At 54.8% G+C, this 26,294-nt stretch carries 22 protein-coding genes and 1 tRNA gene; 20 read left to right on the top strand and 3 right to left on the bottom strand.

The window, feature by feature from the left end; all coding sequences use genetic code 11:
- The first annotated feature begins 322 nt into the window (after positions 1–322).
- From G559_RS0121570 to G559_RS0121485, 19 genes are all read left to right on the top strand, one after another.
- Positions 323–1,639, top strand: a complete 1,317-nt coding sequence (locus G559_RS0121570) for a flavin-containing monooxygenase (RefSeq protein ID WP_028630239.1) — start codon at positions 323–325, stop codon at positions 1,637–1,639.
- Between the two features lie 72 nt (positions 1,640–1,711).
- Positions 1,712–2,143, top strand: coding sequence for a RidA family protein (locus G559_RS0121565; RefSeq protein ID WP_028630238.1), 432 nt, complete (start codon positions 1,712–1,714; stop codon positions 2,141–2,143).
- A gap of 11 nt (positions 2,144–2,154) precedes the next feature.
- Positions 2,155–2,829 (top strand): DUF1028 domain-containing protein, encoded by a 675-nt coding sequence (locus G559_RS0121560; RefSeq protein ID WP_028630237.1) that lies wholly within the window; start codon positions 2,155–2,157, stop codon positions 2,827–2,829.
- A complete protein-coding gene (argE, locus tag G559_RS0121555) occupies positions 2,822–3,994 on the top strand; it encodes an acetylornithine deacetylase (protein ID WP_028630236.1) in 1,173 nt (390 codons plus the stop codon). Before G559_RS0121560 ends, argE begins: the two co-directional genes overlap by 8 nt.
- 282 nt (positions 3,995–4,276) lie before the next feature.
- Positions 4,277–5,956, top strand: a complete 1,680-nt coding sequence (rpsA, locus tag G559_RS0121550; RefSeq protein WP_028630235.1) for a 30S ribosomal protein S1 — start codon at positions 4,277–4,279, stop codon at positions 5,954–5,956.
- A 148-nt stretch (positions 5,957–6,104) separates the two neighbouring features.
- Positions 6,105–6,389 carry an integration host factor subunit beta gene (ihfB, locus tag G559_RS0121545; RefSeq protein WP_028630234.1) on the top strand — a complete coding sequence of 95 codons (285 nt, stop codon included), beginning with the start codon at positions 6,105–6,107 and terminating at the stop codon, positions 6,387–6,389.
- 456 nt (positions 6,390–6,845) lie between these two features.
- Entirely contained in the window at positions 6,846–8,069 is a 1,224-nt protein-coding gene (locus G559_RS0121540; protein ID WP_028630233.1) for a glycosyltransferase family 4 protein, read from the top strand.
- A 128-nt stretch (positions 8,070–8,197) separates the two neighbouring features.
- Positions 8,198–9,541: a flippase gene (locus tag G559_RS0121535; protein WP_155945750.1), complete on the top strand. Its 1,344-nt coding sequence runs from the start codon at positions 8,198–8,200 to the stop codon at positions 9,539–9,541.
- Positions 9,538–10,488, top strand: a complete 951-nt coding sequence (locus G559_RS30075) for a glycosyltransferase (RefSeq protein ID WP_081668135.1) — start codon at positions 9,538–9,540, stop codon at positions 10,486–10,488. Before G559_RS0121535 ends, G559_RS30075 begins: the two co-directional genes overlap by 4 nt.
- Before the next feature lie 32 nt (positions 10,489–10,520).
- A complete protein-coding gene (locus tag G559_RS0121530; protein WP_028630231.1) occupies positions 10,521–12,047 on the top strand; it encodes a hypothetical protein in 1,527 nt (508 codons plus the stop codon).
- Positions 12,040–13,008, top strand: coding sequence for an NAD-dependent epimerase/dehydratase family protein (locus G559_RS0121525; RefSeq protein WP_028630230.1), 969 nt, complete (start codon positions 12,040–12,042; stop codon positions 13,006–13,008). The genes G559_RS0121530 and G559_RS0121525 overlap by 8 nt, the downstream gene beginning before the upstream one ends.
- Positions 13,005–14,147 carry a glycosyltransferase gene (locus G559_RS30070; RefSeq protein ID WP_028630229.1) on the top strand — a complete coding sequence of 381 codons (1,143 nt, stop codon included), beginning with the start codon at positions 13,005–13,007 and terminating at the stop codon, positions 14,145–14,147. Before G559_RS0121525 ends, G559_RS30070 begins: the two co-directional genes overlap by 4 nt.
- A gap of 57 nt (positions 14,148–14,204) precedes the next feature.
- Positions 14,205–15,062 (top strand): dTDP-4-dehydrorhamnose reductase family protein, encoded by an 858-nt coding sequence (locus G559_RS0121515; protein WP_028630228.1) that lies wholly within the window; start codon positions 14,205–14,207, stop codon positions 15,060–15,062.
- A gap of 22 nt (positions 15,063–15,084) precedes the next feature.
- Positions 15,085–16,095, top strand: a complete 1,011-nt coding sequence (locus tag G559_RS0121510; RefSeq protein ID WP_028630227.1) for a polysaccharide biosynthesis protein — start codon at positions 15,085–15,087, stop codon at positions 16,093–16,095.
- Complete coding sequence (gene wecB / locus G559_RS0121505; RefSeq protein ID WP_028630226.1) at positions 16,088–17,215, top strand: non-hydrolyzing UDP-N-acetylglucosamine 2-epimerase; 1,128 nt, start codon at positions 16,088–16,090, stop codon at positions 17,213–17,215. Before G559_RS0121510 ends, wecB begins: the two co-directional genes overlap by 8 nt.
- 9 nt (positions 17,216–17,224) lie before the next feature.
- On the top strand, positions 17,225–18,187 hold the full coding sequence (locus tag G559_RS0121500; RefSeq protein ID WP_028630225.1) for a UDP-glucose 4-epimerase family protein: 963 nt from the start codon (positions 17,225–17,227) through the stop codon (positions 18,185–18,187).
- Positions 18,184–19,203, top strand: coding sequence for an MraY family glycosyltransferase (locus G559_RS0121495; RefSeq protein WP_028630224.1), 1,020 nt, complete (start codon positions 18,184–18,186; stop codon positions 19,201–19,203). Before G559_RS0121500 ends, G559_RS0121495 begins: the two co-directional genes overlap by 4 nt.
- Positions 19,204–19,359: 156 nt before the next feature.
- Complete coding sequence (locus G559_RS0121490) at positions 19,360–21,363, top strand: polysaccharide biosynthesis protein (RefSeq protein WP_028630223.1); 2,004 nt, start codon at positions 19,360–19,362, stop codon at positions 21,361–21,363.
- 60 nt (positions 21,364–21,423) lie between these two features.
- Positions 21,424–21,747, top strand: coding sequence for a ComEA family DNA-binding protein (locus G559_RS0121485; RefSeq protein ID WP_028630222.1), 324 nt, complete (start codon positions 21,424–21,426; stop codon positions 21,745–21,747).
- Positions 21,748–21,878: 131 nt separating this feature from the next.
- Here G559_RS0121485 and G559_RS0121480 read toward each other — a convergent pair.
- Positions 21,879–21,954 (bottom strand) — tRNA-Asn (locus tag G559_RS0121480).
- 70 nt (positions 21,955–22,024) lie between these two features.
- Positions 22,025–23,221, bottom strand: a complete 1,197-nt coding sequence (locus G559_RS0121475; RefSeq protein ID WP_028630221.1) for an amino acid aminotransferase — start codon at positions 23,219–23,221, stop codon at positions 22,025–22,027.
- A 183-nt stretch (positions 23,222–23,404) separates the two neighbouring features.
- Here G559_RS0121475 and uvrB point away from each other — a divergent pair, with 183 nt between their 5' ends.
- Complete coding sequence (gene uvrB / locus G559_RS0121470; RefSeq protein WP_028630220.1) at positions 23,405–25,420, top strand: excinuclease ABC subunit UvrB; 2,016 nt, start codon at positions 23,405–23,407, stop codon at positions 25,418–25,420.
- Between the two features lie 116 nt (positions 25,421–25,536).
- On the opposite strand, the gene G559_RS0121465 is transcribed toward uvrB, so the two are convergent.
- Positions 25,537–26,294 (bottom strand): transposase (locus G559_RS0121465; RefSeq protein WP_028630219.1); only part of this gene is annotated, 758 nt, incomplete at its 5' end.

Genomic DNA, 26,294 nt, shown 5'->3' with positions numbered 1-26,294 from the left:
GGCTCAGTCGGCTCCGGCCAGCACCCGACTTCGCAGCCAGGCGAGCGCGGGGTCGCCGGTGCCACGTTGACGCCACGCCGATTCCGCGGGCGCCGTAAACGTCGAGAAGCCATTTAATTTGTCGCGTCTGAAACTAAAAAACCTATAGCCAAAGCCTTATGCCACGCGGGCCGCGCACTTTCAGTGCAGGCAGCTTTTTCCTAGCCAGCGACTACAAAAATCATAATTTCGCGAATCCCTCGCTCTGAACAGAATGCGGCCAACCCCCAACAGATAGCCGCAACAGCAGAACAACAATGATCAGAATCAGAGGAGGCAAGCTATGACCGACCTGAACCAACCTGCGTTTCAGAAGTGCGCGGACAGGCCAGTTGAGAACATTGAAATCGATACGCTTGTCGTTGGCGCCGGTCAGGCCGGCGTGGCCATGAGTGAGCACCTGAGCAAGCTTGGGGTGCCGCACCTTGTCCTGGAGCGCAATCGCATCGCCGAAGCCTGGCGCACGGGGCGCTGGGATTCGCTGGTTGCCAATGGCCCGGCCTGGCACGATCGCTTCCCGGGACTGGAGTTCGACCTCGATCCCGATGCCTTCGCCCCGAAAGAACAGGTTGCGGATTACTTCGAAGCCTATGCCAAGCAGTTCGATGCCCCCATCCGCACCGGCGTGGAAGTGAAGTCGGTAGTACGCAATACCGACCGTCCGGGTTTCACCATTGAAACGTCCGAGGGCGTGATCCAGGCAAACCGTGTGGTGGCCGCTACCGGACCTTTCCAGCGCCCGATCATCCCGCCGATCGCACCCACCAATGCGAAGGTCACGCAGATCCACTCCGCCCAGTACCGCAATCCGCAGCAACTGCCAGAGGGCGGCGTGCTGGTGGTGGGGGCCGGATCGTCGGGCGTGCAGATTGCTGATGAGCTGCAGCGCGCCGGCAAGCAGGTCTATCTGTCAGTTGGCCCGCATGATCGTCCGCCGCGTGCCTACCGCAACCGCGATTTCTGCTGGTGGCTCGGCGTGCTTGGCCTGTGGGATGCGGAAGCCGCGCAGCCGGGCAAAGAACACGTGACCATTGCTGTAAGCGGTGCCCGTGGCGGCCATACGGTCGACTTCCGTGGCCTGGCCCATCAGGGCGTGACGCTCGTTGGTCTGACCAAGTCGTTCGATGGCGACCTGGTGGCATTCCAACAGGACCTGGCGGACAACATCGCCCGCGGTGACGAGAACTATCTGTCCTTGCTGGATGCCGCAGATGCCTATATCGCGCGCAATGGTCTCGATCTCCCGGAGGAGCCCGAAGCCCGCGTTACCTACCCGGATCCGGAATGCGTGAGCAACCCGATTCTCGAGCTGGACCTCGCCAAGGCCGGCGTCACTTCGATCATCTGGGCGACCGGTTATGCAGTTGATTACAGCTGGTTGAAGGTCAACGCCTTCGACGCCAAGGGCAAGCCGCAGCATCAGCGCGGTGTTTCTAGCGAGCCGGGTATCTATTTCGTCGGCCTGCCGTGGCTGTCGCGTCGTGGCTCCACATTCATCTGGGGCGTTTGGCACGATGCGAAGCACATTGCTGACCATATCGCCACGCAGCGCAAATACCTCGCTTACCGCGACCCCTCGCAGCGCCAGGCAGAAGACTGATCGATAGAAAAGTCCTGATGGCACGCGCCCTGATTCGCAGGTTCAAACAGTCAGATTAATGGAAGTAAATCGATGCCTACTCATACCCGCATCCGCATGTTCAACACCAAAGATACGTATCCGAACCAGTCGCTGGACAATGACCTCTGCCAGGCCGTGCGCGCCGGCAATACCGTCTATGTCCGCGGACAGGTCGGGACCGATTTCGAAGGTCGCCTGGTAGGGCTCGGCGACCCGCGTGCTCAGACCGAGCAGGCGATGAAGAACGTCAAGCAACTGCTGGAGGAGGCGGGCAGCGACCTGTCTCATATCGTCAAGACCACCACCTATCTGATCGACCCGCGTTACCGCGAGCCGGTCTATCAGGAGGTGGGCAAATGGCTGAAGGGCGTGTTCCCCATTTCCACCGGCCTGGTGGTGTCGGCCCTGGGCCAACCCCAGTGGCTGATGGAGATCGACGTGATCGCGGTGATTCCGGATGACTGGCAGCCGGCGAAGGCATAAGGAGCAAGGCTATGACGTTCTCCATCATTGGGCGCTGCTCTGAGACGGGCCAGCTCGGAATTGCCATCAGCTCATCGAGCATCGCCGTTGGCGCCCGTTGTCCGTGGGTTCGTGCCGGCGTGGGAGCGGTGGCGACGCAGAACGTCACGCTGCCGGCCCTGGGGCCGCAGATTCTCGATCTGCTGGATGGTCAGCTGGAGCCGGCGGCGGCCCTGGATCGCGCGCTGAGCAGCAATGGCTGGAGCCAGTACCGGCAGGTGACGGTGATCGATAGCCAGGGCCGCGTCGCGCTGTTCAGCGGCAGCGAAGCCTTGGGCGTGCACAACGCCGAGGCAGGCGAGCAATGCGCTGCAGCGGGTAACCTGCTGTCCGGTCGTCATGTCATAGAAGCCATGGTGCAGGCCTTTGAGTCTGCACCGGGGATGCTGGCCGACCGGCTACTGGCGGCGATGCATGCCGCGATGTCGGCGGGCGGTGAGGCTGGGCCTGTTCATTCGGCGGCGCTCAAGGTGGTGGGGGATCTCACTTGGCCGATCGTCGACCTGCGAGTGGACTGGGCTGATGAGGACCCCATCGGGCAGTTGGACGGGCTATGGCAGGCCTATCGGCCGCAGATGCAGGACTACCTGACTCGGGCGCTGGACCCTACCGCCGCACCCAGCTACGGGGTGCCGGGTGATGAGTGAGTCGGGCAGTCGCGCATTGCTGGAGCGGCTGGTCGGATTTGCGACCGTCAGTCGGGATTCCAATCTGGAGCTCATCGCCTTCATCAGGGATTACCTGGCGGAGTTGGGGGTGGAGAGCGAGCTCTTCTACAACGCGGAGCGGACCAAGGCCAATCTGTTTGCCACCATCGGTCCCCGGGATCGGAGTGGCGTCGTGCTTTCCGGGCATACCGACGTGGTGCCGGTGGACGGGCAGGCCTGGACGGTCGACCCATTCCGCCTGACCGACAGGGAAGGGCGGCTGTATGGGCGCGGCACGGCGGATATGAAGGGGTTTATCGCCTCCGTGTTGGCGGCGGTGCCCGGCTTTCTTGAGCGGCCGCTGCAGATGCCGGTGCATCTGGCTTTCTCTTATGACGAGGAAGTCGGTTGCCTGGGTGTGCGGCCGATGCTCGCTGAGCTGGAGAGCAGACCGCACAAGCCGTGGCTTTGTCTGATTGGCGAACCTACTGAACTGAAGCCTGTGCTCGGGCACAAGGGCAAGCTGGCGATGCGCTGCCAGGTGCAGGGTGCCGCCTGTCATTCGGCTTATGCGCCTCAAGGTGTCAACGCCATCGAATACGCAGCAAGGTTGATCGGCAAACTTGGAGAGATCGGTGCCGAACTGGCGCGACCGGAGCGCCATGATGAGCGTTTCGACCCCCCGTTCTCTACCGTGCAGACTGGCACCATCAAGGGCGGGCGGGCGCTGAACATCGTGCCGGCGGAGTGCGAGTTCGATTTCGAAGTGCGGGCGCTGCCGAATTTCGATGCAAGGCAAGTAGCCGACGAGCTGCAGTCTTTCGCTGAAACGGAGCTGGTGCCGAAAATGCGCGTCGTTCAACCTGACACTGGCATTCGCCTCCAGCCGTTGAGTGCTTATCCAGGGCTGGCGACATCGCCTGATAGTGAAGCAGCACAGTTGTTGGCATTAATCAGTGGTTCGGCGGAATTCGGAACCGTTGCCTTCGGTACCGAAGGCGGGCTGTACGATCAAAGCGGTATTCCCACTGTGGTCTGCGGCCCCGGCAGCATGGATCAGGGCCACAAGCCGGACGAATTCATCAGCCTCGAACAGTTGGCTGCCTGTGACGCCATGCTGCACCGTCTGGCGCTTTATCTACAGGGCGCGGGCGCTCTGCTGTAGACTGCCGCACCCTTACGAAATGCCTGAGGGCCTGGAATTGACGGGCGTCAGCCCCGTTGCTACCATTCCAGCCCTTATATCGGCTCGATTCCTCCGTTTTGAGGTCGAAAAAGCCGGTGTCAACCCCTAGGATTTGCGTCACTACCAGCTTCGGTTGGAAAGGGCGCCACTGGGGCAGCGCGGGATACCAGCTTCGATCCCCGCTGCCTCTATTGATGACTTGACCGCATTGGCTGGAGTGCGGAATAGGGCCTTTCCTGGCCTTTGACTACAGGTATGAACATGAGCGAAAGCTTTGCAGAACTTTTTGAAGAAAGCCTGAAATCCCTCGACATGCAGCCGGGTGCAATCATCACCGGCATCGTGGTCGACATCGATGGTGACTGGGTCACCGTCCATGCTGGCCTGAAATCCGAGGGCGTCATCCCGGTCGAGCAGTTCTACAACGAACAAGGCGAGCTGACCATCAAGGTGGGTGACGAGGTCCACGTTGCGCTTGACGCTGTGGAAGATGGCTTCGGTGAAACCAAGCTGTCCCGCGAGAAAGCCAAGCGTGCCGAGTCCTGGCTGGTTCTGGAAGCAGCCTTCAACGCCGAGGAAGTGGTCAAAGGCGTTATCAACGGCAAGGTCAAAGGCGGTTTCACCGTCGACGTCAGCGGCATCCGCGCGTTCCTGCCGGGCTCCCTGGTGGATGTGCGCCCTGTGCGCGACACCGCCCACCTGGAAGGCAAAGAGCTCGAATTCAAGGTCATCAAGCTCGACCAGAAGCGCAACAACGTTGTCGTTTCCCGTCGCAGCGTCCTGGAAGCCGAGAACAGCGCCGAGCGCGAAGCTCTGCTGGAATCCCTGCAGGAAGGCCAGCAAGTCAAAGGTATCGTCAAGAACCTCACCGATTACGGTGCGTTCGTTGACCTGGGCGGCGTAGATGGTCTGCTGCACATCACCGACATGGCCTGGAAGCGCATCAAGCATCCGTCCGAGATCGTCAACGTTGGTGACGAGATCGACGTCAAGGTCCTGAAGTTCGATCGCGAGCGCAATCGCGTTTCCCTGGGTCTGAAGCAGCTGGGCGAAGACCCATGGGTCGCCATCAAGGCGCGCTACCCGGAAGGTACTCGCGTTACTGCTCGCGTTACCAATCTCACCGACTACGGCTGCTTCGCCGAGCTGGAAGAGGGTGTGGAAGGCCTGGTGCACGTTTCCGAAATGGACTGGACCAACAAAAACATCCACCCGTCGAAAGTCGTTCAGGTTGGCGACGAAGTGGAAGTTCAGGTTCTGGACATCGACGAAGAGCGTCGTCGTATCTCCCTGGGCATCAAGCAGTGCAAGTCCAACCCGTGGGAAGACTTCTCCAGCCGCTTCAACAAGGGCGATAAGATCTCCGGCACCATCAAGTCGATCACCGATTTCGGTATCTTCATCGGCTTGGAAGGCGGCATCGACGGTCTGGTTCACCTGTCCGACATCTCCTGGAACGAAGTTGGCGAAGAAGCCGTTCGCCGCTTCAAGAAGGGCGACGAGCTGGAAACCGTCATCCTCTCCGTTGATCCGGAGCGCGAGCGCATCTCCCTGGGCATCAAGCAACTGGAAGACGATCCGTTCTCCAGCTACGCCTCCATGCACGAGAAAGGCAGCATCGTTCGCGGTACCGTGAAAGAAGTTGACGCCAAGGGCGCTGTTATCAGCCTCGGTGGCGAGATCGAAGGCGTTCTGAAAGCTTCCGAAATCAGCCGTGACCGCGTTGAAGACGCGCGCAACGTGCTGAAGGAAGGCGAAGAAGTTGAAGCCAAGATCATCAGCATCGACCGTAAGAGCCGCGTAATCAGCCTCTCCATCAAGTCCAAGGACGTTGATGACGAGAAGGACGCCATGAAGGAACTGCGCAAGCAGGAAGTCGAGTCTACCGGCCCGACCACCATTGGTGACCTGATTCGTGCTCAGATGGAGAACCAGGGCTAATCACCCTCTCCATTAGCAAAAAGGGCGGCCTAGGCCGCCCTTTTTGTTATCTGCGTTTTCCCTTCTGGCGTTTGGGCTGTTCAAAGCTCCGTCGGCGTGCTAAAAACTCAGTGAGCTGATCTAGCCGCTTGAATTAGAAGGGAAAACCATGACCAAGTCGGAGTTGATCGAACGAATTGTCACCCATCAGGGCCAGCTGTCGTCCAAGGATGTCGAGCTTGCTATCAAGACCATGCTGGAGCAGATGTCCCAGGCCTTGGCGACAGGGGATCGGATAGAGATTCGTGGCTTCGGCAGCTTTTCCCTTCACTTCCGCGCGCCGCGAGTTGGGCGAAACCCCAAGACCGGCGAGTCTGTGCGTCTGGATGGCAAGTTCGTGCCGCATTTCAAGCCGGGCAAGGAATTGCGCGATCGAGTCAATGAAGAGGGTTAAAAGGGAGTCTTGAGGTCCCTGTGTGATAGAACGAGCCTTTCCTTAAGGAGGGCTGCGTTGCTCCTTCTATCCATACTGCTCTTTACAGTCGTGGGGCATGAGCGAATCGTTCTTAATTGTTCTCGAATAGCCTTGATAGCAGTGCTGTGGCGCAGAGCGCTTTCTTGTGGTGGCTAATGTTGCTTATCACCTGCTCTGCTCAATGGTTTCAGGTAAGGCGGCCCGTGCGGCTTCGATTTAAAGTCTCGAGTTGCGTTCTTAGGCGTCTGGGGTGGCCATTAGTAGAAGTTACCGGAAAGTTACGCTGCACCTTCTGATGTCGGGGAGTTTAGTTGATACCCTGAAGCTTTAATTTTTATTGATTGGTCTGTGCTGCGGGATGTGGTGAGATCAGTTCTGTTTATCTCGAGTGGCATCGTTGGAGAGGTAAATGGATTTATGAAAAGTATCTAACGTATGAAGATTTTGATCGTTTCTCAGTATTTTTGGCCGGAGAACTTCCTGATAAATGATTTCTCGAGGAAGTTGGTTGAGAATGGGCACGAAGTAGTTGTTGCAACAGGTAAGCCAAATTACCCAGACGGTGAGATTTTTAGTGGCTATGAAAGGTCAGGTGTTCAGGTCGAAAGCTACTTGGATAAAATCGAGGTGGTTCGGGTGCCTCTGCGTCCGCGCGGAAAAGGCGGCGCATTAAATCTCGCTCTGAATTATCTTTCTTTTGTTGCTTCGGGTGTCTGGTATCTGCCGCGATTGCTTAGAGGGAGAGACTTTGACTTTATCCTGGTATTTGCAGTTTCGCCAATAACGCAAGCAATCCCGGCAATTCTATTGAAGTGGATAAAAGGAGCACATTTGGCGGTCTGGGTTCAGGATCTTTGGCCTGAAAGCCTCTCCGCTACGGGGTTTGTCAAGAAAGGCGTTGCACTGAAGCTTGTTGGGAAGGTAGTTCGTATCATCTACTCCTGCTGCAATACTGTTCTGATTCAATCGCGTGCTTTTTTTGAGCCCGTAAAAGCATATACCTCTGCTTCAAAAATAATCTATTTCCCAAACTCCATTGATCCAGAGTCCATTACTGGAGCGGGTGGAGCGATTCCGCTAGAGCTCTCCAGGGAGCTTGAGGGATGCTTCGGGGTTGTTTTTGCCGGGAACGTTGGAAGTGCTCAGGCAATAGAAACGATCGTTGATGCAGCTGCTCTTTTGCAAGACTGTAAAGACATAAAAATATTTGTGGTCGGCAGTGGTAGTATGTCCGGTTGGCTCAAGGCCCAGAAGGAATTGCTGGGCCTGAGCAATCTTGTGATACCAGGACGGTTTGCAATGGAGTCCATGCCTCATATCTTCAAGGTTTCCTCCGCATTGCTGGTTTCTCTGAAAGACCAGAAGATATTCTCCTCGACCATTCCAAGTAAGGTACAGGCCTATTTAGCCGCCGGAAGACCGATAGTTGCCTCGCTTGATGGTGAAGGGGCGCGGGTAGTGGCAGAGTCTGGCGCGGGAGTTGTATGTCCTCCCGAGGATGCGCACTCGTTAGCTGGCTGCATTAGGATTCTCTACAATATGACTCCAGAGGACCGAGAGTCTATGGGGGTTTCAGGTCGTAGGTATTTCGAGGAGAACTTCGATATGAATAGTCAAGTTGAAAGGCTGATCGAGATACTGGCCTCTCGCGCAGGTTGACTTAGTATATAAAATACTTTATTTAATTTATTTTATAATGATTTTATATTCAGGGATGGTTCTAGTGGTTAAGATTAATAAGAACTTGATTCTTAGCAAGGTAATAGTGCATTGCGCAGGGAATAGGCGTGGCTAGATTGGATTCACTAGTTGTAAAGTTGCTCAAGGGAGGTATGTGGGCATTCGTTTTTCGCCTGCTGGCGTCCTTGTCTGGATTCATTACTAGCGTACTATTGACAAGGATTCTAGATCCCGCAGAAGTTGGGGCGTACTTCCTGATTCTAAGTGCGGTTTCAGTTGCTTCCGCTCTCTCCTTGTTTGGTCTAAATTTTTCTCTGGTCAGATTGATTTCTGAGTTTCTGGGTAGGGGGGAGCAAGATCAGGCCAAGAGAGTCATTGGGGAAGGGCTCTGTATTTCATTGTTTTTTTCGTTCTTTGTTGCTGTCCTGGCTTTTTTTATATATAGAGAGGGTTTTTGGGGGGTGGGTGGGGCGGCTTCCTCATCTGGCTATCTACCGGTGCTAGTTGGTGGGTGGATATTTTCTGCTGCGATTTTGATGGTGCTCTCCGAAATTTTCAGAGGTCTCCAGGACCTTTTTAAGGCATCTGTGTTCAGTGGGTTTCTGGCAAGCTTTTTATCGGTTACTGGCCTTGCGGCCTATTTGGTATGTATCGGTCGTGGTGGTCTTTCAGAGGTTGTCGGGGTAGTAGTTCTTTCCACTGTGGTCTCGTGTTCAGTCGCATTCTTGGGGGTGGCACGTAACTTCAGAGGGGGCTGGATTACCGTCGGCTATGGGTGGAAGAAGTTGCTTTTCATTTCCGCCCCGCTCTGGGTCACCAACTTAATGTTGATTGTCTTGATGCAGGTAGATGTTTGGATATTGGTATATAAAACTGATAGCGCTACAGTCGGATTGTATGGGGCTGCTTCCAGAATGATTCAGTTTTTAACTTTTCCTATGCTGGTCATTAACTCAGCGTTAATGCCTGTTATAAGTGAGCTTTTTGCCAAGGGTGAGCATGCTAGGCTTGAGAAAATTTTGCGGGGTGCGGCTATGCTTGGGTTTGTTCCCGCAGTCCTGGTTTTCATGTGTTTTCTATTTTTTGGTGAAGTGTTGCTTGGGTATATTTATGGGGAAGAATATTCCCGCGCTCACGTCGTTCTGGTTTTCTTGGCGGCTGGACAGTTGGTTAGTATGGTGTGTGGAGCCGCTGGATACACGTTGATGATGACTGGGAGACAAAAGGCAATGATGTGGATTACCGTAAGTGCGGGTCTAGTCTCGGTAATCTTGAGTCTGGCTCTTGTTTCCCGGTATGGCGCACTTGGGGTTGCTGCGGCTACTTCGGCAGGGCTGTCTCTGCAGTGTATCGTAATGTGGTCATGGGTCTATCGTGCCAACGGAATATGGACTCATCCATCTTTTGATCTTCTGCTGCATCCGTATGCTTATCTGAAGAGCTTGAAATGAATTTTGAAAGTAATAAATTTGAGTTTTCTGATTTGAGTGATCCGTTAGTATCGCTGGTTGTACCTGCCTATAATGCTGAGCTTTATCTGGCGGAGACTATTGAAAGTATTCTTGCTCAGAGCTATGAAAATATTGAACTGATCGTGATTAATGATGGTTCGACAGATGGTACTCAAAGCATTATGTCTGCCTATGCGGACCGTTGTAAGGTGGTCAGCCACGAGAATTGTGGCCAGGCAGCAACCCTGAATGTTGGTTGGCAGATAAGCAGCGGAGTGATACTGGGTTATTTGAGCGCTGATGATAAGCTTGAACCAACGGCTGTTGAATGCCTGGTTTCTGCTCTAAAACGGAGCAAAAGCGCTTTGCTAGTCTATCCGGACTACCGTTTGATCGATGAGCAGTCACGACACATTCGAGACGTTATTGCGCCTGAATTTGATCATCGTGACGTGGTGTTGCAAGGAGCGTGTCCGGTTGGGCCAGGCGCATTGTTCAGGCGGGAACTCTTGTCGTGTGCTGGTGGTTGGGACGTCTCGTTGAGGCAAATACCTGATTACGATTTCCTGTTGCGCGTGGGATTGTTTGGTGAGGTAGTAAAAGTCTCAGGTGTCTTGGCATGTTTTAGGGTCCATGGGGGGTCTCAGACATTTGCTCCTTCGGATGAGCGGAAGACCGATGAGTATCGATACGTACTGAAAAAATTCTTTGACCGATCTGATATTCCTGATTATTTGCGCGCGGCGCGTCCTGAGGCAGAGGCCAATGCCAGTGTGTTGATGGCTCGACTTCATTTGCGAGCTGGTAGATATCTTGCTGCGTTGCGTTGCTTGAAAAATTCAATCGAACTCAGTGCGTCATCCGTTTTTAGTGTTCAAACTCTTCGACTTTTATTGAATGGGCTATTTGGTCGTTATCGCCACTGGCTTATGATGAAAATAAAATAATGAATGATGTTGGCTGTCCAAGGAGCTCTCAGATGGGACAGATTTTGATGCCTGGATTTAGTGGTAATCCCCTTCTTGGGTTGATTTTGCGTTGCGCTCTGTTTCTTCTAGCTGGTGTTCTGTGTTATTTGGTGAGTTGGTCGTTCATCCAGCACTCGGGTGATGTGGCTGTATTGGCGATTTTTCATTCTTCTTTCTTTTTCCTTCTTGTCGTTTCCTTGCTAAGACCGCGTTTTGATACATATTTCTTTTTAACGCTATTCTTGGTCTTGGGGTTCTGGGTAAAGTGGCTTTCACATCGGTTTTTCGACTATCCATTTGTTGAGCCAGTAGGCCAGTTTTCCGGAGATCCCGGGCAGGTGGATCTGGCTCTTAAGGTTGCTTCGGTTGCGGCGTTAGGGGTTGCTTCGTGCAGGCTGTTGATCTTTTTTGTCGGGCGATTCAAATTCGTTAATTTTTCAGTGAATGATTGCTCTGGCTATCCCCGCGTGTACTCAAGATTTCTGCCATACGTGTGGGGCGCGATTATATTTTTTGCACTGCTGATCTACTTGGCTAACTATAATTTTGCCTTCTTTCAGGTCGGGGTGAATGCGAAGCTGAAGCTGCAGTTTGGGTTAGGGGCATTGCTAGCGTGGTTGGTGTATTGCGGCGCGCCGATGGCTTTTATTCTTGCCTTGGATTGGGAGATTGCTCGTCGATCAGATAGGTATTGGCCGGTCATTTTTGGGGTCTGTTTGTTCGCTCTTGTCATGTCCGTATCTATGGCTAGTCGCGCTATGTTGCCATTCCTGTATTTGGCTGTTGGGGTGAGTTTGTATTTTCACAAGCCTGCCTATCTTTCTCGGATGGTGTCTTCTTGGCGTTGGCTTTTACCTATTGTCATGATCTCGTTTTTTGTCTCGACTATGTTTCTTGTCTCCGCCTTTAGGGTTAACACGTATCGAGTTGAGGAGGTTCCGCAGCCACCCCAAGAGTATCAGGCCCCCCAAGAGTATCAGGCCCCCCAAGAGTATCAAGGAGGGGGAGTGCTGCAGCCTCCACCGACTGTTGATTCGCAAGCGCTGTATAAAGGTATGTTTTTTCAGGTCATGCAGTTGGCTGTGGACCGCTGGATCGGAATGGAAGGCGTTTTAGCTGTTGCGTCAAGTGACAAACGAGATTCCTCGCTTCTGTTTTCAGGAGTAATAGAGGATCCGGGGAAAGGTGTTGACGCCATTTATCAGCGCTTGGCAGGTTCGTTTTATAAGCATCAGGATGATGTGACTTTTTTGACTTTGCCTGGTGTTGTTGCAGTGCTTTTTTATAGTGGCTCGCTTCTTGTGGTATTTCTCGGGATGATGATTTTGACCGCCATCCTGATCGCCATCGAGAAGCTATCATTATTAATGACGAGAAGTAGGCTTCTGACGTCCTGGGTTGCGATTCTGATGGCTAACTCTATTTGTCAGATGAATTTTCCGTATCTGTGGGGTGTGTTCGTTTTGGAGTGTTGCGTGGCGTTAATTGCAGTCGGAATTTTTCGAATGATTTTCTCTCGAGAGTTCTCTCATGCCTGATACTTTTTCGTCTGCCGGTCAGAAAGTAATCTGCGTTACGGGGGCGTCAGGGTTCATAGGTTCTTTCCTCGTATCCGCATTCGCTAGTAGCGACGATGTGGTGGTGAGAACGCTGCGGCGAAAGGCTTCTGCTTACCAATTACAGGCAGGTGTTGCTTTTTCTGGAGACCTGCATGACCCCGAAACGCTTGTCCCCTTCCTGGACGGGGCCGATGTCGTCATCCACTTGGCGCAGCCCTCATCGGGCTCAGATGCTAACAAGGTCAATCTAGACATCATCGGGTTTGCAAGAGCATGTCGCCTCGCCAAGGTCAAGCGACTTATCTATATCAGCACCGCTACCGTGGTCGGAAAGACGTCTGAAGTTCGTGTCGACGAAGAAACCCCCTGCCACCCAGCTAACGAGTATGAGCGGCAGAAATATTATTCGGAGCTGGCACTGCGATCGGAGCTTGGTAATGAGGTCGACTTAGGGATTTTGAGACCTACGGCCGTATTCGGTCCGCACGGAAAAAATCTTCGCAAGTTGGCGTCGACGATTCTTGGCTCTTCGCAGTGGCGCCGTGGATTTTTTCGCTTCCTGCACGGTCAGCGTCGAATGCACTTGGTGAGTGTTGATAACGTGGTTGCCTCGATTATGTTCCTTGCCCGTTGTGATCGCCCGTTGGCAGGTAATGTTTTCATCATTAGTGACGATGACAATGTGAATAATCAGTACCAGGCGGTCGACGATATTCTAGGAAAAGTTGCATGCAAGAAGTTTTCGGTGAATGGGAAATCAATTCCTGTATGGCTTTTGCGTGTGCTTCTGGTTGTCGCTGGGCGCTCACAGTCAAACCCTGAATTGAGGTACGACTGTAGCAAGATCGCATCGTGGGGTTTTCTCCGTTCAGCAAATTTTGAACGCTCGCTTGAGTCGTTCATGTGTTGGTACATGGAAAGTAAGGGTGGCGAGAAGTGAAGGTTCTGCATGTTTGTGATGCTATTGATCCTTCTGTTGGAGGGGGGGTAGCAGAAAGAACGTTTCAACTCGCCAAGGCGCTTGTTAGGGCTAACGTGTCCTGCATGGTTCTTGCTACGGATGCGGGTGTTAGCAAAACTCGAATTGATGAGTTGAGAGGGGTGGAACTGGTTCTGGTTGGCAGTCTATTCCGCCGCTTTTATGTGCCACGTATTTCCCTTTCGAAGATGCAGGATTTAGTTTCTCGAGTTGACGTTGTTCATATTACGGGTCATTGGAGTCTGCTAGGGACAGTGGTGGCGAGAGTTTCCCGTAAACTTGGTAAGCCTTATGTTTATTGTCCAGCCGGGTCCTTGAGGATATTTGGGAGATCTGCTTTCCTGAAAAAAATATTCAATCAAGTGATTGGTTACGAAACGGTTGCCAAGGCTGCACGATGTCTTGCTGTTACAGCTTTGGAGCGTGAGCACTTCCATGAGTATGGGATTGACGACTCACGAATTGTTCTTGTCCCCAACGGTGTCAACCCTGTGGAGGCTAAAGAGGCTGATGCTTCTCGCTTCCTTGAGCGCCATGGATTCGATAGAGACGCCATGGTGCTTTTGTTTCTCGGCCGGTTAAGCCCGATCAAGGGTCCTGATATTCTGTTGGAAGCATTTTCCAGGATAGCGAATAGATTCCCGGAGGCACATTTGGTCTTTGCAGGGAGCGACGATGAACTTGGTTGTGGGCTCAAGGCGGAGGTCAAGGGAGGTGCTCTAGCTCAGCGTATCCATTTTGTTGGTTTCTTGAGCGGTCTGGACAAGCAGGATGCGTTGAGCGCTGCTGACTTGCTTATCGTGCCGTCCAGGCAGGAGGCCATGTCGCTGGTTGCACTGGAGGCCGGATTGGTTGGCACGCCGGTATTGCTTACCGACCAATGCGGCTTCAACGAGGTTCAGGAGATTGGTGGTGGTCATGTATCGAGCGTTGATGCTGACTCGTTGGCGAGGTCCTTGGCAGAGTTAATAGCAGACAGGAATGAGCTTCAAAAGATGGGGCAGCGCCTGCGGAACCTGGTTCTTGAGAGATATACTTGGGACGGTCTTACGAAAGATTGCTTAGATCTTTACGATGAGATTGTTGTGGCGCACAAGTAAGCGTTAATTGTCGCTTGATTTGTATTTTTAATTTGTACTGCTAGGCGGAGGCTGGGCATGCGAGTTTTGGTGTTGGGCGTAACTGGAATGCTTGGTGGTGCCGTGTTCAGGGTTTTCAGTCAGGATCCGGAATATGATGTCTGGGGTACGTTACGAAGTTCAAGAGACAAAAACCACTTTTCGGTTGCATCTCATGACCACTTGATTGCAGGAATCGACGTACTGGACCAGGATGCACTAGCCAAGGTTCTCCAAAAGGTTAGGCCTCAAGTGGTGATCAATTGTGTTGGCTTGATTAAGCAGTTGGCTGACTCGAAAGACCCGTTAAGCGCTTTGCCTATCAATTCTATGCTGCCGCATCGCCTGGCAAACTTATGCAGCCTGATTGAGGCTCGCCTTTTTCATGTTAGTACTGACTGTGTTTTTTCCGGTCAGAAAGGCGGTTATACTGAAGATGATTTGTCGGACGCGCAGGATCTCTACGGTAGGTCGAAGTATATAGGGGAGTTGCATAATTATTCAAATGCTATCACCCTTAGAACTTCAATTATTGGGCATGAATTGTCTTCAAATTATGCATTGATTGACTGGTTCCTGTCTCAAAGTGGTGTTGTTAAAGGTTTCTCCAAGGCGATATTTTCTGGACTTCCGACTGTAGAGCTAGCGCGAGTGATGAAAGAGTTCGTAGTTCCCAGTGAGGGGCTGTGCGGACTATTCCACGTCGCAGCGCAACCTATTTCGAAGTTCGATCTTTTGCAGTTGGTTGCTCAGCAATATGGCAAGGATATTGAGATAAAGCCAGATGATTCGCTGGTCATAGATCGCTCTCTTGATGGTGAGCGCTTCAGACAAGCTACTGGGTATGTGGCGCCAGATTGGTCGCGCCTTATTTCCATGATGCATGCAGCCCGCTAACGCGTTCGAAAGGTTGAGTTATATGTTTGATAATAAAGTACTAATGATAACCGGTGGTACAGGATCATTTGGTCACACGGTCCTCAAGCGTTTTCTCGATACTGCAGTGAGAGAGATTCGTATCTTCAGTCGAGATGAAAAGAAGCAGGAGGATATGCGGATTGCTTTGGCTAATGACAAGGTAAAATTTTACATAGGCGACGTACGGGATTACGACAGCGTTGCTCAGGCGATGGTTGGTGTGGATTATGTTTTTCATGCCGCTGCGCTAAAGCAAGTACCCTCCTGCGAGTTCTATCCCATGGAGGCGGTGCGGACCAACGTGATGGGAACGGAGAATGTTCTGAACGCCGCTATAGCCAAGGGGGTTCAGAGAGTAGTCGTGCTAAGTACTGACAAGGCGGTTTATCCAATCAATGCCATGGGTATTTCCAAGGCCATGGCGGAGAAATTGATGGTAGCCAAGTCGCGAATGATTCCTGCTGCCGGGCCTGTGATATGTGCAACTCGCTACGGCAATGTGATGGCATCGCGCGGCTCTGTGATTCCGCTTTTCGTTGATCAGTTGAAAGCGGGTGAGTCCCTCACACTGACCGACCCCAATATGACTCGGTTTCTCATGTCTCTCGAAGATTCGGTGGATCTGGTTCTTCATGCATTTGAACATGGAATGCAGGGGGATATATTTGTACAAAAGGCTCCCGCATCCACCGTTGGTGATCTGGCGCAGGCGCTTAAGGAACTATTCTCCAAGGATAGTTCGCTCAAGGTGATCGGCACTCGTCATGGCGAGAAACTTTACGAGTCCCTGGTTTCCCGAGAGGAAATGGCAAAAGCTGAGGATATGGGGCGGTACTATCGCATTCCAGCGGACAACCGTGATCTGAACTATAAGAAGTACTTCGTCGAAGGTGAAGAAAAAATCGCCGAGCTTGATGATTACACTTCGCACAACACTGATAGGTTGGATGTTCAAGGTGTCAAGGATGTGCTCCTCAAGCTCGACTATATCCGGGAGGCTATGAATGCTTAAGGTCATGACGTTGGTCGGGACCCGCCCGGAGCTTATCAAGATGAGCCGTGTGATTGCTGAGTTGGACAGCCAGCTCAAGCACGTATTGGTTCACTCGGGACAGAATTACGATTACGAGTTGAACCAGGTTTTCTTTGAAGATTTGGGGATACGCAAACCCGATCACTTCCTTGGTGCAGCTGGGGAGACAGCAGCCAAGACTATTGCTGAGGTAATCGCCAAGGCAGACGAGGTGCTGGAACTGGAGAGGCCGGATGCGTTGCTGCTCTACGGCGACACCAATACCTGCCTCGCGGTGATTGCTGCGAAACGCCGAAAGATTCCCGTATTTCACATGGAAGCTGGGAATCGATGCTTCGATCAGCGGGTTCCTGAAGAACTTAACCGTAAGGTGCTGGATCACCTCAGCGACATCAATATGGTGCTTACAGAGCATGCTCGCCGCTACCTGATTGCAGAGGGAATTCGTCCTGAGACTATCATCAAGACGGGCTCGCATATGGCGGAGGTGCTCGAGTACTACATGCCAAAGATCATGCAGTCGGATGTACTACAGCGGATCGGCCTAGAGCAGGACAAGTTCTTTGTCGTAAGCGCGCATCGGGAGGAAAACGTTGATACCGCGGAGAATCTGCGAGATCTCCTGGGTACCCTGCGGGCTCTTGCCGATGAGTACGGATTTCCCTTGATCGTCTCGACCCATCCGCGTACGCGTAAGCGGTTGGAAGCTTTGGGCGAGTCTTTGGATCATCCGCTCATAAGGTTCGTCAAGCCGTTTGGCTTGCTGGATTACATCAAGCTCCAGATGTCCGCTTTCTGTGTGCTCTCTGACAGTGGAACCATTACTGAGGAGGCTTCCCTACTAAATCTCCCCGCGATCACGATTCGCAATGCTCATGAGCGGCCCGAGGGGATGGATGAGGGGACTCTCATCATGAGTGGATTAAAGCGAGAAGCGGTACTGCAGTCCGTAAGAGTTATTACTAGTCAGCACTGCCGCGACCAGCGGGTAATTCCTGTTGTTGATGACTATCACGGTGGTCCTGTTTCCAAGCAGGTGGTCAGGGTTGTTCTCAGCTACACCGATTACATCAATCGCACCGTGTGGCGGAAATCCTGAAGCTGAATAATGCGAATTCTATTGACCGGTGCCAGCGGTTTTGTCGGGCGTGCAGTCCTGGGGCGGTTATTGGCTGATGGCCGCTACCAACTACGCAGCTCCTATCGCTCGATTCCAAAAGATGTTCCACAGGATGTTGAGGTTTGCGTGGTCCCTGAAATCGGGGGGGATACCGATTGGAGTGGGGTCGTGCGCGGCGTGACGGCGATTGTTCATTGCGCTGCTCGGGTGCATGTGATGAATGAGAGCGAGACGGACCCGCTTTCGGCCTTCCGACGGGTCAACGTCCAGGGGACGCTTCAGCTTGCAAGGCAGGCGGCGAACTCTGGCGTTCGGCGTTTCATTTTCATCAGTTCGATCAAGGTCAACGGCGAGGCCACTCTGCCGAATGCACCGTTTGCGGCTACAGACAGACCCGCTCCAATCGACCCATATGGCGTATCCAAGATGGAGGCCGAGCAGCAATTACGTGAGCTGTCTTCGGCAACCGGCATGGAGGTGGTGATTATCCGCCCGACGCTGGTTTATGGCCCTGGGGTCAAGGCCAACTTCCTGAGCATGATGCGCTGGCTCGACAAGGGGGTTCCTTTGCCTCTCGGCTCGATCGACAATCGACGTAGCTTGGTAGCGCTCGATAACTTGGTCTCTCTCATCCTGACCTGCGTTGACCATCCGGCTGCAGCTAACGAGACCTTTCTCGTGAGTGATGGCGAAGACTTGTCGACGAGCGAATTGCTGCGCCGCATGGCACTTGCCTTGGACAAACCTGCGCGCTTGCTTCCAGTTCCTGTCTGGCTGCTTGAAGCGACCGCAGCGTTGCTCGGCAAGCGTGCCCTCTCGAAACGGTTGTGCGGATCTCTCCAGGTGGATATCGGCAAGACCCGTAGCCTATTGAATTGGAACCCACCTCTTGGTGTTGACGAGGCATTGAGCAAGGTTGCCAAGCACTACATGGAAACCCAAGCGAAATGATCATCTGGTGGTTTTTTCCGGTCCTGGTTCTCAGCTCTTTTGCCTTGACCGGTGGAGTGCGTCGCTATGCGTTAGCACGACAACTCTTGGATGTGCCTAACGCACGTAGCTCACATTCCATTCCCACTCCTAGGGGCGGCGGCGGGGCAATCGTGGTCAGTTTCCTGGTTGCGTTGCCGTTGCTTTTCCTGGGTGGCGTGTTGAGCTCATCGGTGATGTGGGCTCTATTTGGTGCAGGTGCTTGGATCGCCGCTGTCGGGTTTTTGGATGATCATGGGCATATCGCCGCACGCTGGCGGTTATTGGCCCATTTCATTGGGGCTGGATGGGTGCTCTGGTTGGTTGGTGGCTTACCCGAACTTAGTCTTTTCGGGGCAAGTCTTGATCTTGGTGCATTCGGTTATGTGTTCGGCAGCCTCTATCTGGTCTGGCTCTTGAATCTTTACAACTTCATGGATGGGATTGATGGAATCGCCAGCGTCGAGGCTGTTTGTGTTTGCCTGGGCGGTGCGCTGCTTTACTACTTGCTCGGGGAGCAGCAGGTCATGGTGGTTCCGTTGTTTCTGGCAGCGGCAGTGAGTGGATTTCTGTTCTGGAACTTCCCGCCCGCCAAGATCTTCATGGGAGATGCCGGTAGCGGTTTTCTTGGCATCATTCTTGGGACCCTTTCCTTGCACGCGGCCTGGATCAACCCTTTGTTGCTCTGGTGCTGGTTGATATTGCTGGGAGTGTTCATTGTCGACGCCACCTGGACGTTGTTGCGCCGCCTTCTCAGGGGTGACAAGGTCTATGAAGCCCACCGTAGTCATGCTTATCAGTACGCCTCCAGATCGTTTGGACGGCATCTGCCGGTGACGTTGGCTATAGGGGCGATCAATTTGTTCTGGCTGCTGCCCTGGGCTTGCGTCGTTGCTTTGGGCAAGGTTGATGGTTTCTCGGCGCTGGTATTTTCCTACCTGCCGCTCGTCGGGCTGGCCATCCGCTTCAATGCAGGTAAGAAAGAAGTCGGGGCTTAAGGCTCACCAGAAGGGTGTGCTATTACTTCGTGGCCCAAGCGCTTGCCTTTTGGCGAGGGATAGATTGCTAGGATCAATGCAAAACGCCGCGTTTTTCGCAGCTTTTGTAAAGCTTGCTCCCTTGGTCGGACCAAGATGGGATAAGGAACCCTGAAGATGTTGCGCGAATGGTTGTTGCGGTTACCTCGCCGCTATAAGCGTCTGTTGCAGGTTAGCGTCGACGTACTCCTAGTATGGGGGGCACTGTGGTTTGCTTTTGTCGTGCGACTGGGAACCGACGAACTTGTGCACCCGTTAGGTGGACACGCCTGGTTGTTCGCCTTGGCACCTGTACTCGCAATACCGCTCTTCATACGGTTCGGGATGTATCGGGCCGTGATGCGGTATTTCGGCAACGATGCGCTTATCGCGATCGCAAAGGCTGTCAGCCTATCGGCTCTGCTTCTGGCGCTGGCGATTTACTGGTATCGGGACGCCCCCGAGTTGATTCCCCGATCGCTGGTTTTCAACTACTGGTGGTTGAGCCTGGTGTTGGTGGGTGGCTTGCGCTTGTTCATGCGCCAGTATTTTTTGGGGGATTGGTTCTCTGCTGCGCGACAAGTTCCTTTCGTTAATTCGGTGGATGGTCTTCCTAAAGTCGCGATTTATGGTGCAGGTGCTGCCGGCAACCAACTGGTGGCTGCCCTGCGCATGGGACGAGCAATGCGTCCTGTTGCATTTATCGACGATGACGACAGTATCGCGACCAGGGTGATCGCCGGTTTACAGGTCTACAAGCCAAAACACGTCCAGCAGATGATTGAGCAGACGGGGGCTGAGGAGGTTCTGCTTGCGATTCCCTCTACATCTCGTGCCCGGCGGCGAGAGATTCTGGCCACTCTAGAGGCTTTCCCTCTACATGTACGCAGTATCCCCGGTTTCATGGATCTTGCGAGCGGGCGGGTTAAGGTCGATGACATTCAGGAAGTAGATATTGCCGATCTGTTGGGGCGTGATTCTGTACCTCCGCGTAAAGAGCTGTTCGAGCGTTGCATCCGTGGAAAAGTCGTCATGGTCACTGGAGCGGGCGGCTCAATTGGCTCGGAACTCTGCCGGCAGATTTTGGGTTGCGGTCCAAGGGCGCTGCTTCTGTTCGAGCATAGCGAGTTCAATCTCTACAACATCCAGATTGAGCTTGAACAGCGTGTTCTTCGCGAGTCACTGAGCGTTAGCTTGATACCTATTCTGGGGTCAGTGCGCAATCTGGATCGGCTTTCGGACATCATGCGAACCTGGAGAGTCGACACTGTCTATCATGCTGCTGCCTACAAGCATGTGCCCATGGTTGAGCACAACGTGGCTGAGGGCGTGCTCAACAACGTGATGGGTACCTTGTATACCGCCCAGGCTGCGGTTCAAGGTGGTGTCGAGAATTTCGTGCTGATTTCCACGGACAAGGCGGTACGGCCGACCAACGTGATGGGTAGCACCAAGCGTTTGTCCGAGATGACCCTGCAGGCGCTGAGTCGAGAAACCGCACCAGTGCTATTTGGCGACAGCGACGCGGTTCATCGGGTCAACAAGACCCGTTTCACCATGGTCCGTTTTGGCAACGTCCTGGGTTCTTCCGGCTCGGTTATTCCTCTGTTCCGCGAGCAAATCAAGCGCGGTGGTCCGGTAACCGTAACCCATCCCAACATCACGCGTTACTTCATGACGATTCCGGAAGCAGCGCAGTTGGTGATCCAGGCTGGTTCGATGGGGCAGGGGGGGGATGTCTTTGTGCTGGACATGGGGCAGCCGGTGAAAATCGCCGAGCTTGCCGAGAAGATGATTCACCTGTCTGGTCTGACGGTCCGCTCCGATAAGAATTCCACGGGTGATATCGCCATCGAGTTCAGTGGTCTTAGGCCGGGTGAGAAACTCTATGAAGAGCTCCTCATCGGCGACAACGTCAGCCCCACTGAGCACCCGATGATCATGCGCGCCAATGAAGAGCATCTCCCTTGGGATGCGTTCAAACGTGTGTTGTCCGAGCTGTTCGCGGCCGTCGAGAGCGATGATTACGTCCGCGTGCGTCAGCTCCTACGCGAAACAGTCAATGGTTACACCCCAGAAGAGGAAATTGTTGACTGGATCCATCAACAACGACGAATTGAGCCCAATAGCTCGAGGCATTAGTTTGTGTGGGGCGGTTTAGGAAGTACCGCGTCCCCTTACTGATGACAAGGAGTGTTCACGATGTTTCGTGTTCGATTCGCCTCGCTGTTTTTTGTGATCTGTTCGCTTTTCTTCGGCTATACCCAGTCTGCGGTTGCCGCGAAGGTGGAGGCTACAGCTGCTGTGGCAGGCGCTGCACAGCAGTCTGGCAAGCTCAATATCAATTCCGCCGATGCGGCGGCCTTCCAGGATCAAATGATCGGCATCGGTGAGGCAAAGGCCAATGCCATAGTCCAGTATCGAGAGGAGAACGGTCCGTTCTCTTCAATAGACGATCTGCTGGAGGTCAAGGGCATTGGCGTGAAGACGCTTGATAGGAATCGTGACAAGCTGAGTGTGGAGTAGTAGCGCAGAGTGTCAGAAAGCCGGCCTAACGAGCCGGCTTTTTTAGTGCTGGATAACCCGGAGTGCAGACCTTGGTTCGAATTCGGCCCATAAAGAAAAAGCCCTCGGCATGTGCCGAGGGCTTTTCAATTTGGCTCCGCGACCTGGACTCGAACCAGGGACCCAATGATTAACAGTCATTTGCTCTACCGACTGAGCTATCGCGGATCGGATGCGTCGTATCTTACTGATTAGAAAGGAGAAGTCAAGCATCTGCTTGAGCTTCTCCGATTTCTTTTCAGAGAACTTGGGTGATGGCGCGTGTGATGCTTTCCAGGTTGCTGTTGTTCAGCGCGGCAACGCAGATACGGCCGGTGCTGACGGCGTAGATACCGAACTCGTTCTTCAGGCGTTCAACCTGCTCGGCGGTCAGGCCGGAGTAGGAGAACATGCCGCGCTGGCGGGCAACGAAGCTGAAGTCGCGCTTGGCGCCTTGGTTGGTCAGTTGCTCAACCATGGCCAGGCGCATGCTGTGGATGCGGGTGCGCATTTCGCCCAGTTCCGCTTCCCACATGGCGCGGAGTTCGGGGCTGTTGAGTACCGAGGCAACCACGGTGGCGCCATGAGTCGGCGGGTTGGAGTAGTTGGTGCGGATCACGCGCTTGACCTGGGACAGCACGCGGCCGGCTTCTTCCTTCGAGTTGGTCACTACGGAGAGGGCGCCGACGCGCTCGCCATAGAGCGAGAAAGACTTGGAGAAGGAGCTGGACACGAAGAACTGCAGACCCGACTCGGCGAACAGGCGCACTGCGAATGCATCCTGGTCGATGCCTTCGCCGAAGCCCTGGTAGGCGATATCGAGGAAGGGCACGTGCTCGCGTTCGCGCAGGACTTCCAGGACGGCTTTCCAGTCATCCAGGCCAAGGTCGACGCCGGTGGGATTGTGGCAGCAGGCGTGCAGGACCACGATGGAGCGGGCAGGCAGAGCCTTGAGATCTTCCAGTAGGCCGGCACGATTCACGCCGTTGGTGGCGGCATCGTAGTAACGGTAGTTCTGCACCGGGAAGCCGGCCGACTCGAACAGCGCGCGGTGGTTTTCCCAGCTCGGGTCGCTGATGGCGACGACGGCATTGGGTAGCAGGCGCTTGAGGAAGTCGGCACCAGTCTTCAGGGCGCCGGTGCCCCCCACGGCCTGGGTAGTGACTACACGGCCTTGAGCCAGCAGTTCGGAATCAGCACCGAACAGCAGTTTCTGCACAGCCTGATCGTAGGCGGCGATACCCTCGATCGGCAGGTAACCACGCGGAGCGTGGGCTTCGATGCGGGCCTTTTCCGCTTCAGCTACAGCACGCAGGAGCGGGATGCGGCCTTCCTCGTTGTAGTAGACGCCCACGCCCAGGTTGATCTTGTTGGCACGGGTATCGGCGTTGAACGCTTCGTTGAGACCTAGAATAGGGTCGCGCGGAGCCATTTCGACGGCAGAAAACAGACTCATGATGCGGCAGCTCGGAGGAGGAAGGTGAGGAGGAAATGCAACCCCGAACGATGTGCGCTAGGGGTTGCGCAATCGGGCCGGTATTATAGCGGCCCAGACAGTTTGCGGCGACATCGCGCGCAAGCTTTCCGCCAGGTATGACGCCCGTTCTGCGCACGTGTCACATCCAAATTCGAGGTCAGCATGTCGGAGTTCCAGCTTGTCACCCGCTTCCAGCCCGCCGGCGACCAGCCGGAGGCCATTCGCCAGATGGTGGAAGGGCTGGAAGCCGGCCTGTCGCACCAGACACTGTTGGGGGTAACCGGGTCGGGGAAGACGTTCAGTATTGCCAACGTCATTTCCCAGGTTCAGCGCCCGACACTGGTGCTGGCGCCAAACAAGACTCTGGCGGCACAGCTTTACGGTGAGTTCCGGGCTTTTTTTCCGAACAATTCGGTCGAGTACTTCGTTTCCTATTACGACTACTACCAGCCGGAAGCCTACGTTCCGTCGTCGGACACCTATATCGAGAAGGACGCCTCGATCAACGACCATATTGAGCAGATGCGCCTGTCGGCGACCAAGGCCCTGCTGGAGCGGCCGGATGCCATCATCGTTGCCACGGTGTCCTCCATCTACGGTCTGGGTGATCCGGCGTCCTACCTGAGGATGGTCCTCCACATCGACCGCGGCGACCGTATCGATCAGCGCACCCTGTTGCGTCGCCTGGCGGAGCTGCAGTACACGCGCAATGACATGGACTTCGCCCGTGCCACCTTCCGGGTTCGCGGCGATGTCATCGACATCTTCCCGGCGGAATCCGATCTTGAAGCCATCCGGGTCGAGCTCTTCGACGATGAAGTGGAGAGCCTGGCGGCCTTCGATCCGCTGACCGGCGAGGTTATCCGCAAGTTGCCGCGCTTCACCTTCTACCCGAAGAGCCACTACGTGACGCCTCGCGAAGTGCTGCTGGAGGCGGTGGACAAGATCAAGGAAGAGCTGAAAGAACGTCTGGAACAGCTGCGTTCTGCCAACAAACTGGTGGAAGCGCAGCGCCTTGAGCAGCGCACTCGCTTCGATCTGGAGATGATCCTTGAGCTGGGCTACTGCAATGGTATCGAGAACTATTCCCGTTATCTCTCCGGCCGTGCTCCCGGTGAGCCGCCGCCCACGCTGTACGATTACCTGCCAGCCAATGCCCTGCTGGTGATTGACGAATCTCACGTCACGGTGCCCCAGGTCGGCGCCATGTTCAAAGGCGACCGTTCGCGCAAGGAAACCCTGGTGGAGTACGGATTCCGCTTGCCGTCCGCGCTGGACAACCGTCCGCTGCGTTTCGACGAGTGGGAGGCCATCAGCCCTCAAGCCATCTTCGTCTCGGCGACCCCGGGGCCCTATGAAGGTGAGCATGCGGGGCGGGTAGTCGAGCAGGTGGTACGACCCACGGGCTTGGTCGACCCGGAGGTCGAAGTGCGGCCAGCCAGGACGCAGGTGGACGATCTGCTCTCGGAGATCCGCAAGCGGGTTGCAGTGGAGGAGCGGGTGCTGGTCACCACGCTGACCAAGCGCATGGCGGAGGACCTGACCGACTACCTGGCCGACCACGATGTGAAAGTGCGCTACCTGCACTCGGACATCGATACCGTGGAGCGTGTGGAAATCATCCGGGATCTGCGTACTGGTGCTTTCGATGTGTTGGTGGGGATCAACCTGCTGCGTGAAGGCCTGGACATGCCGGAGGTGGCGCTGGTGGCCATTCTGGATGCGGACAAGGAGGGCTTCCTGCGTTCCGAGCGCTCACTGATTCAGACCATTGGTCGCGCGGCACGGAACCTCAACGGCAGGGCGATTCTTTACGCCGATAATGTCACCGGTTCCATGCAGCGTGCGCTGGACGAGACTGACCGGCGCCGGAGTAAGCAGGTGGCTTTCAACGAAGCCCACGGCATCGTGCCGAAGGGTGTGAAGAAGGACATCCAGGACATCCTCGAAGGTGCCACAGTGCCGGGTTCGCGCAGCAACAAGCGCAAGGCCATGGCGAAGGCGGCGGAGGAGAGCGCCCGGTACGAGGCGGAGCTGCGCTCGCCCAGCGAGATCACCAAGCGCATCCGTCAGATGGAGGAAAAGATGTTCCAGCTTGCCCGCGACTTGGAGTTCGAGGCCGCGGCGCAATTGCGCGACGAGATCCAGAAGTTGCGAGAGCGGCTGTTGAAAGTCTGAACAGAAATGGGCGCCGATACAGGCCGTGTGAAAACTCCCTGAGTGCAGGCCAAGCCAACGCCCCGACTGGTTCGGGGCGTTGGTGTTTCTGGGTAATCGAGAGCGAGGAGCGGGATTTATCCCATCAGCTCGATCAACCGACGGGCGCCGAGCACGTTGAGGGCCCGTTTCAGGTTGTAGGCGTTTACCGCCAGGGCCATTTCCGTGCGTGCGCCCTGCAACTGGCGGAGCAGGAAGCGGCCGTTGCCCAGGATCCACTGCTTCAGGTTGCCGAAGGGGTGTTCGACGATGGATCGGCGCCTGACCATCATCTCCGGATGCGCCTGCATCCGCTGCTGCATCCGCGCAAACGCCGCTTCATGGGCATGCCGGGTCACGTGTCGGCGCCGGGCATTGGTGCACTGCGGCTTCAACGGGCAGTCACTGCAGTCGCTGCGTACGGCATAGGTGCGCTGGGTGCCCCTGAGCTGTTTGAGCGGTAGCCACTGGCCCGCCGGACACTGGTACTGGTCGGTTTCCGCGTCGTAGCTAAAGGCACTGCGGTCGAACAGCGGTGTGTCACCCCCTTGGTTGTTGATTCCTCGATTCTCCGGCACATAGGCGGTGATTCCGGCATCGTCGCAGGCCTGGAACTGCTCGCCATTGGAGTAGCCGGCATCCGCGGTGACCGTCAATTGCGCCTGCCCCAGGACCGCCTGGGCAGCCTTGGCCATCGGCTCCAGCTGCTGATTGTCGCTGCCATCCTGAGTGACCGCATGGTGCAGGATCAGGCCATGCTCACCATCCACCGCGCTCTGCACGTTGAAGGCCACCTTGGCCCCTTGGTGGGTGCGCATCAGGCGGGCCTCGTCCTCGCCGACGACGAACTGCTCCA

It is taken from the genome of Metapseudomonas resinovorans DSM 21078, from assembly GCF_000423545.1.
In the GTDB taxonomy this organism is placed as follows: Bacteria; Pseudomonadota; Gammaproteobacteria; order Pseudomonadales; family Pseudomonadaceae; genus Metapseudomonas; species Metapseudomonas resinovorans.
The sequence above is the reverse complement of the archived record's forward strand: the minus strand, read 5'-3'. Positions and strand labels throughout refer to the sequence as shown.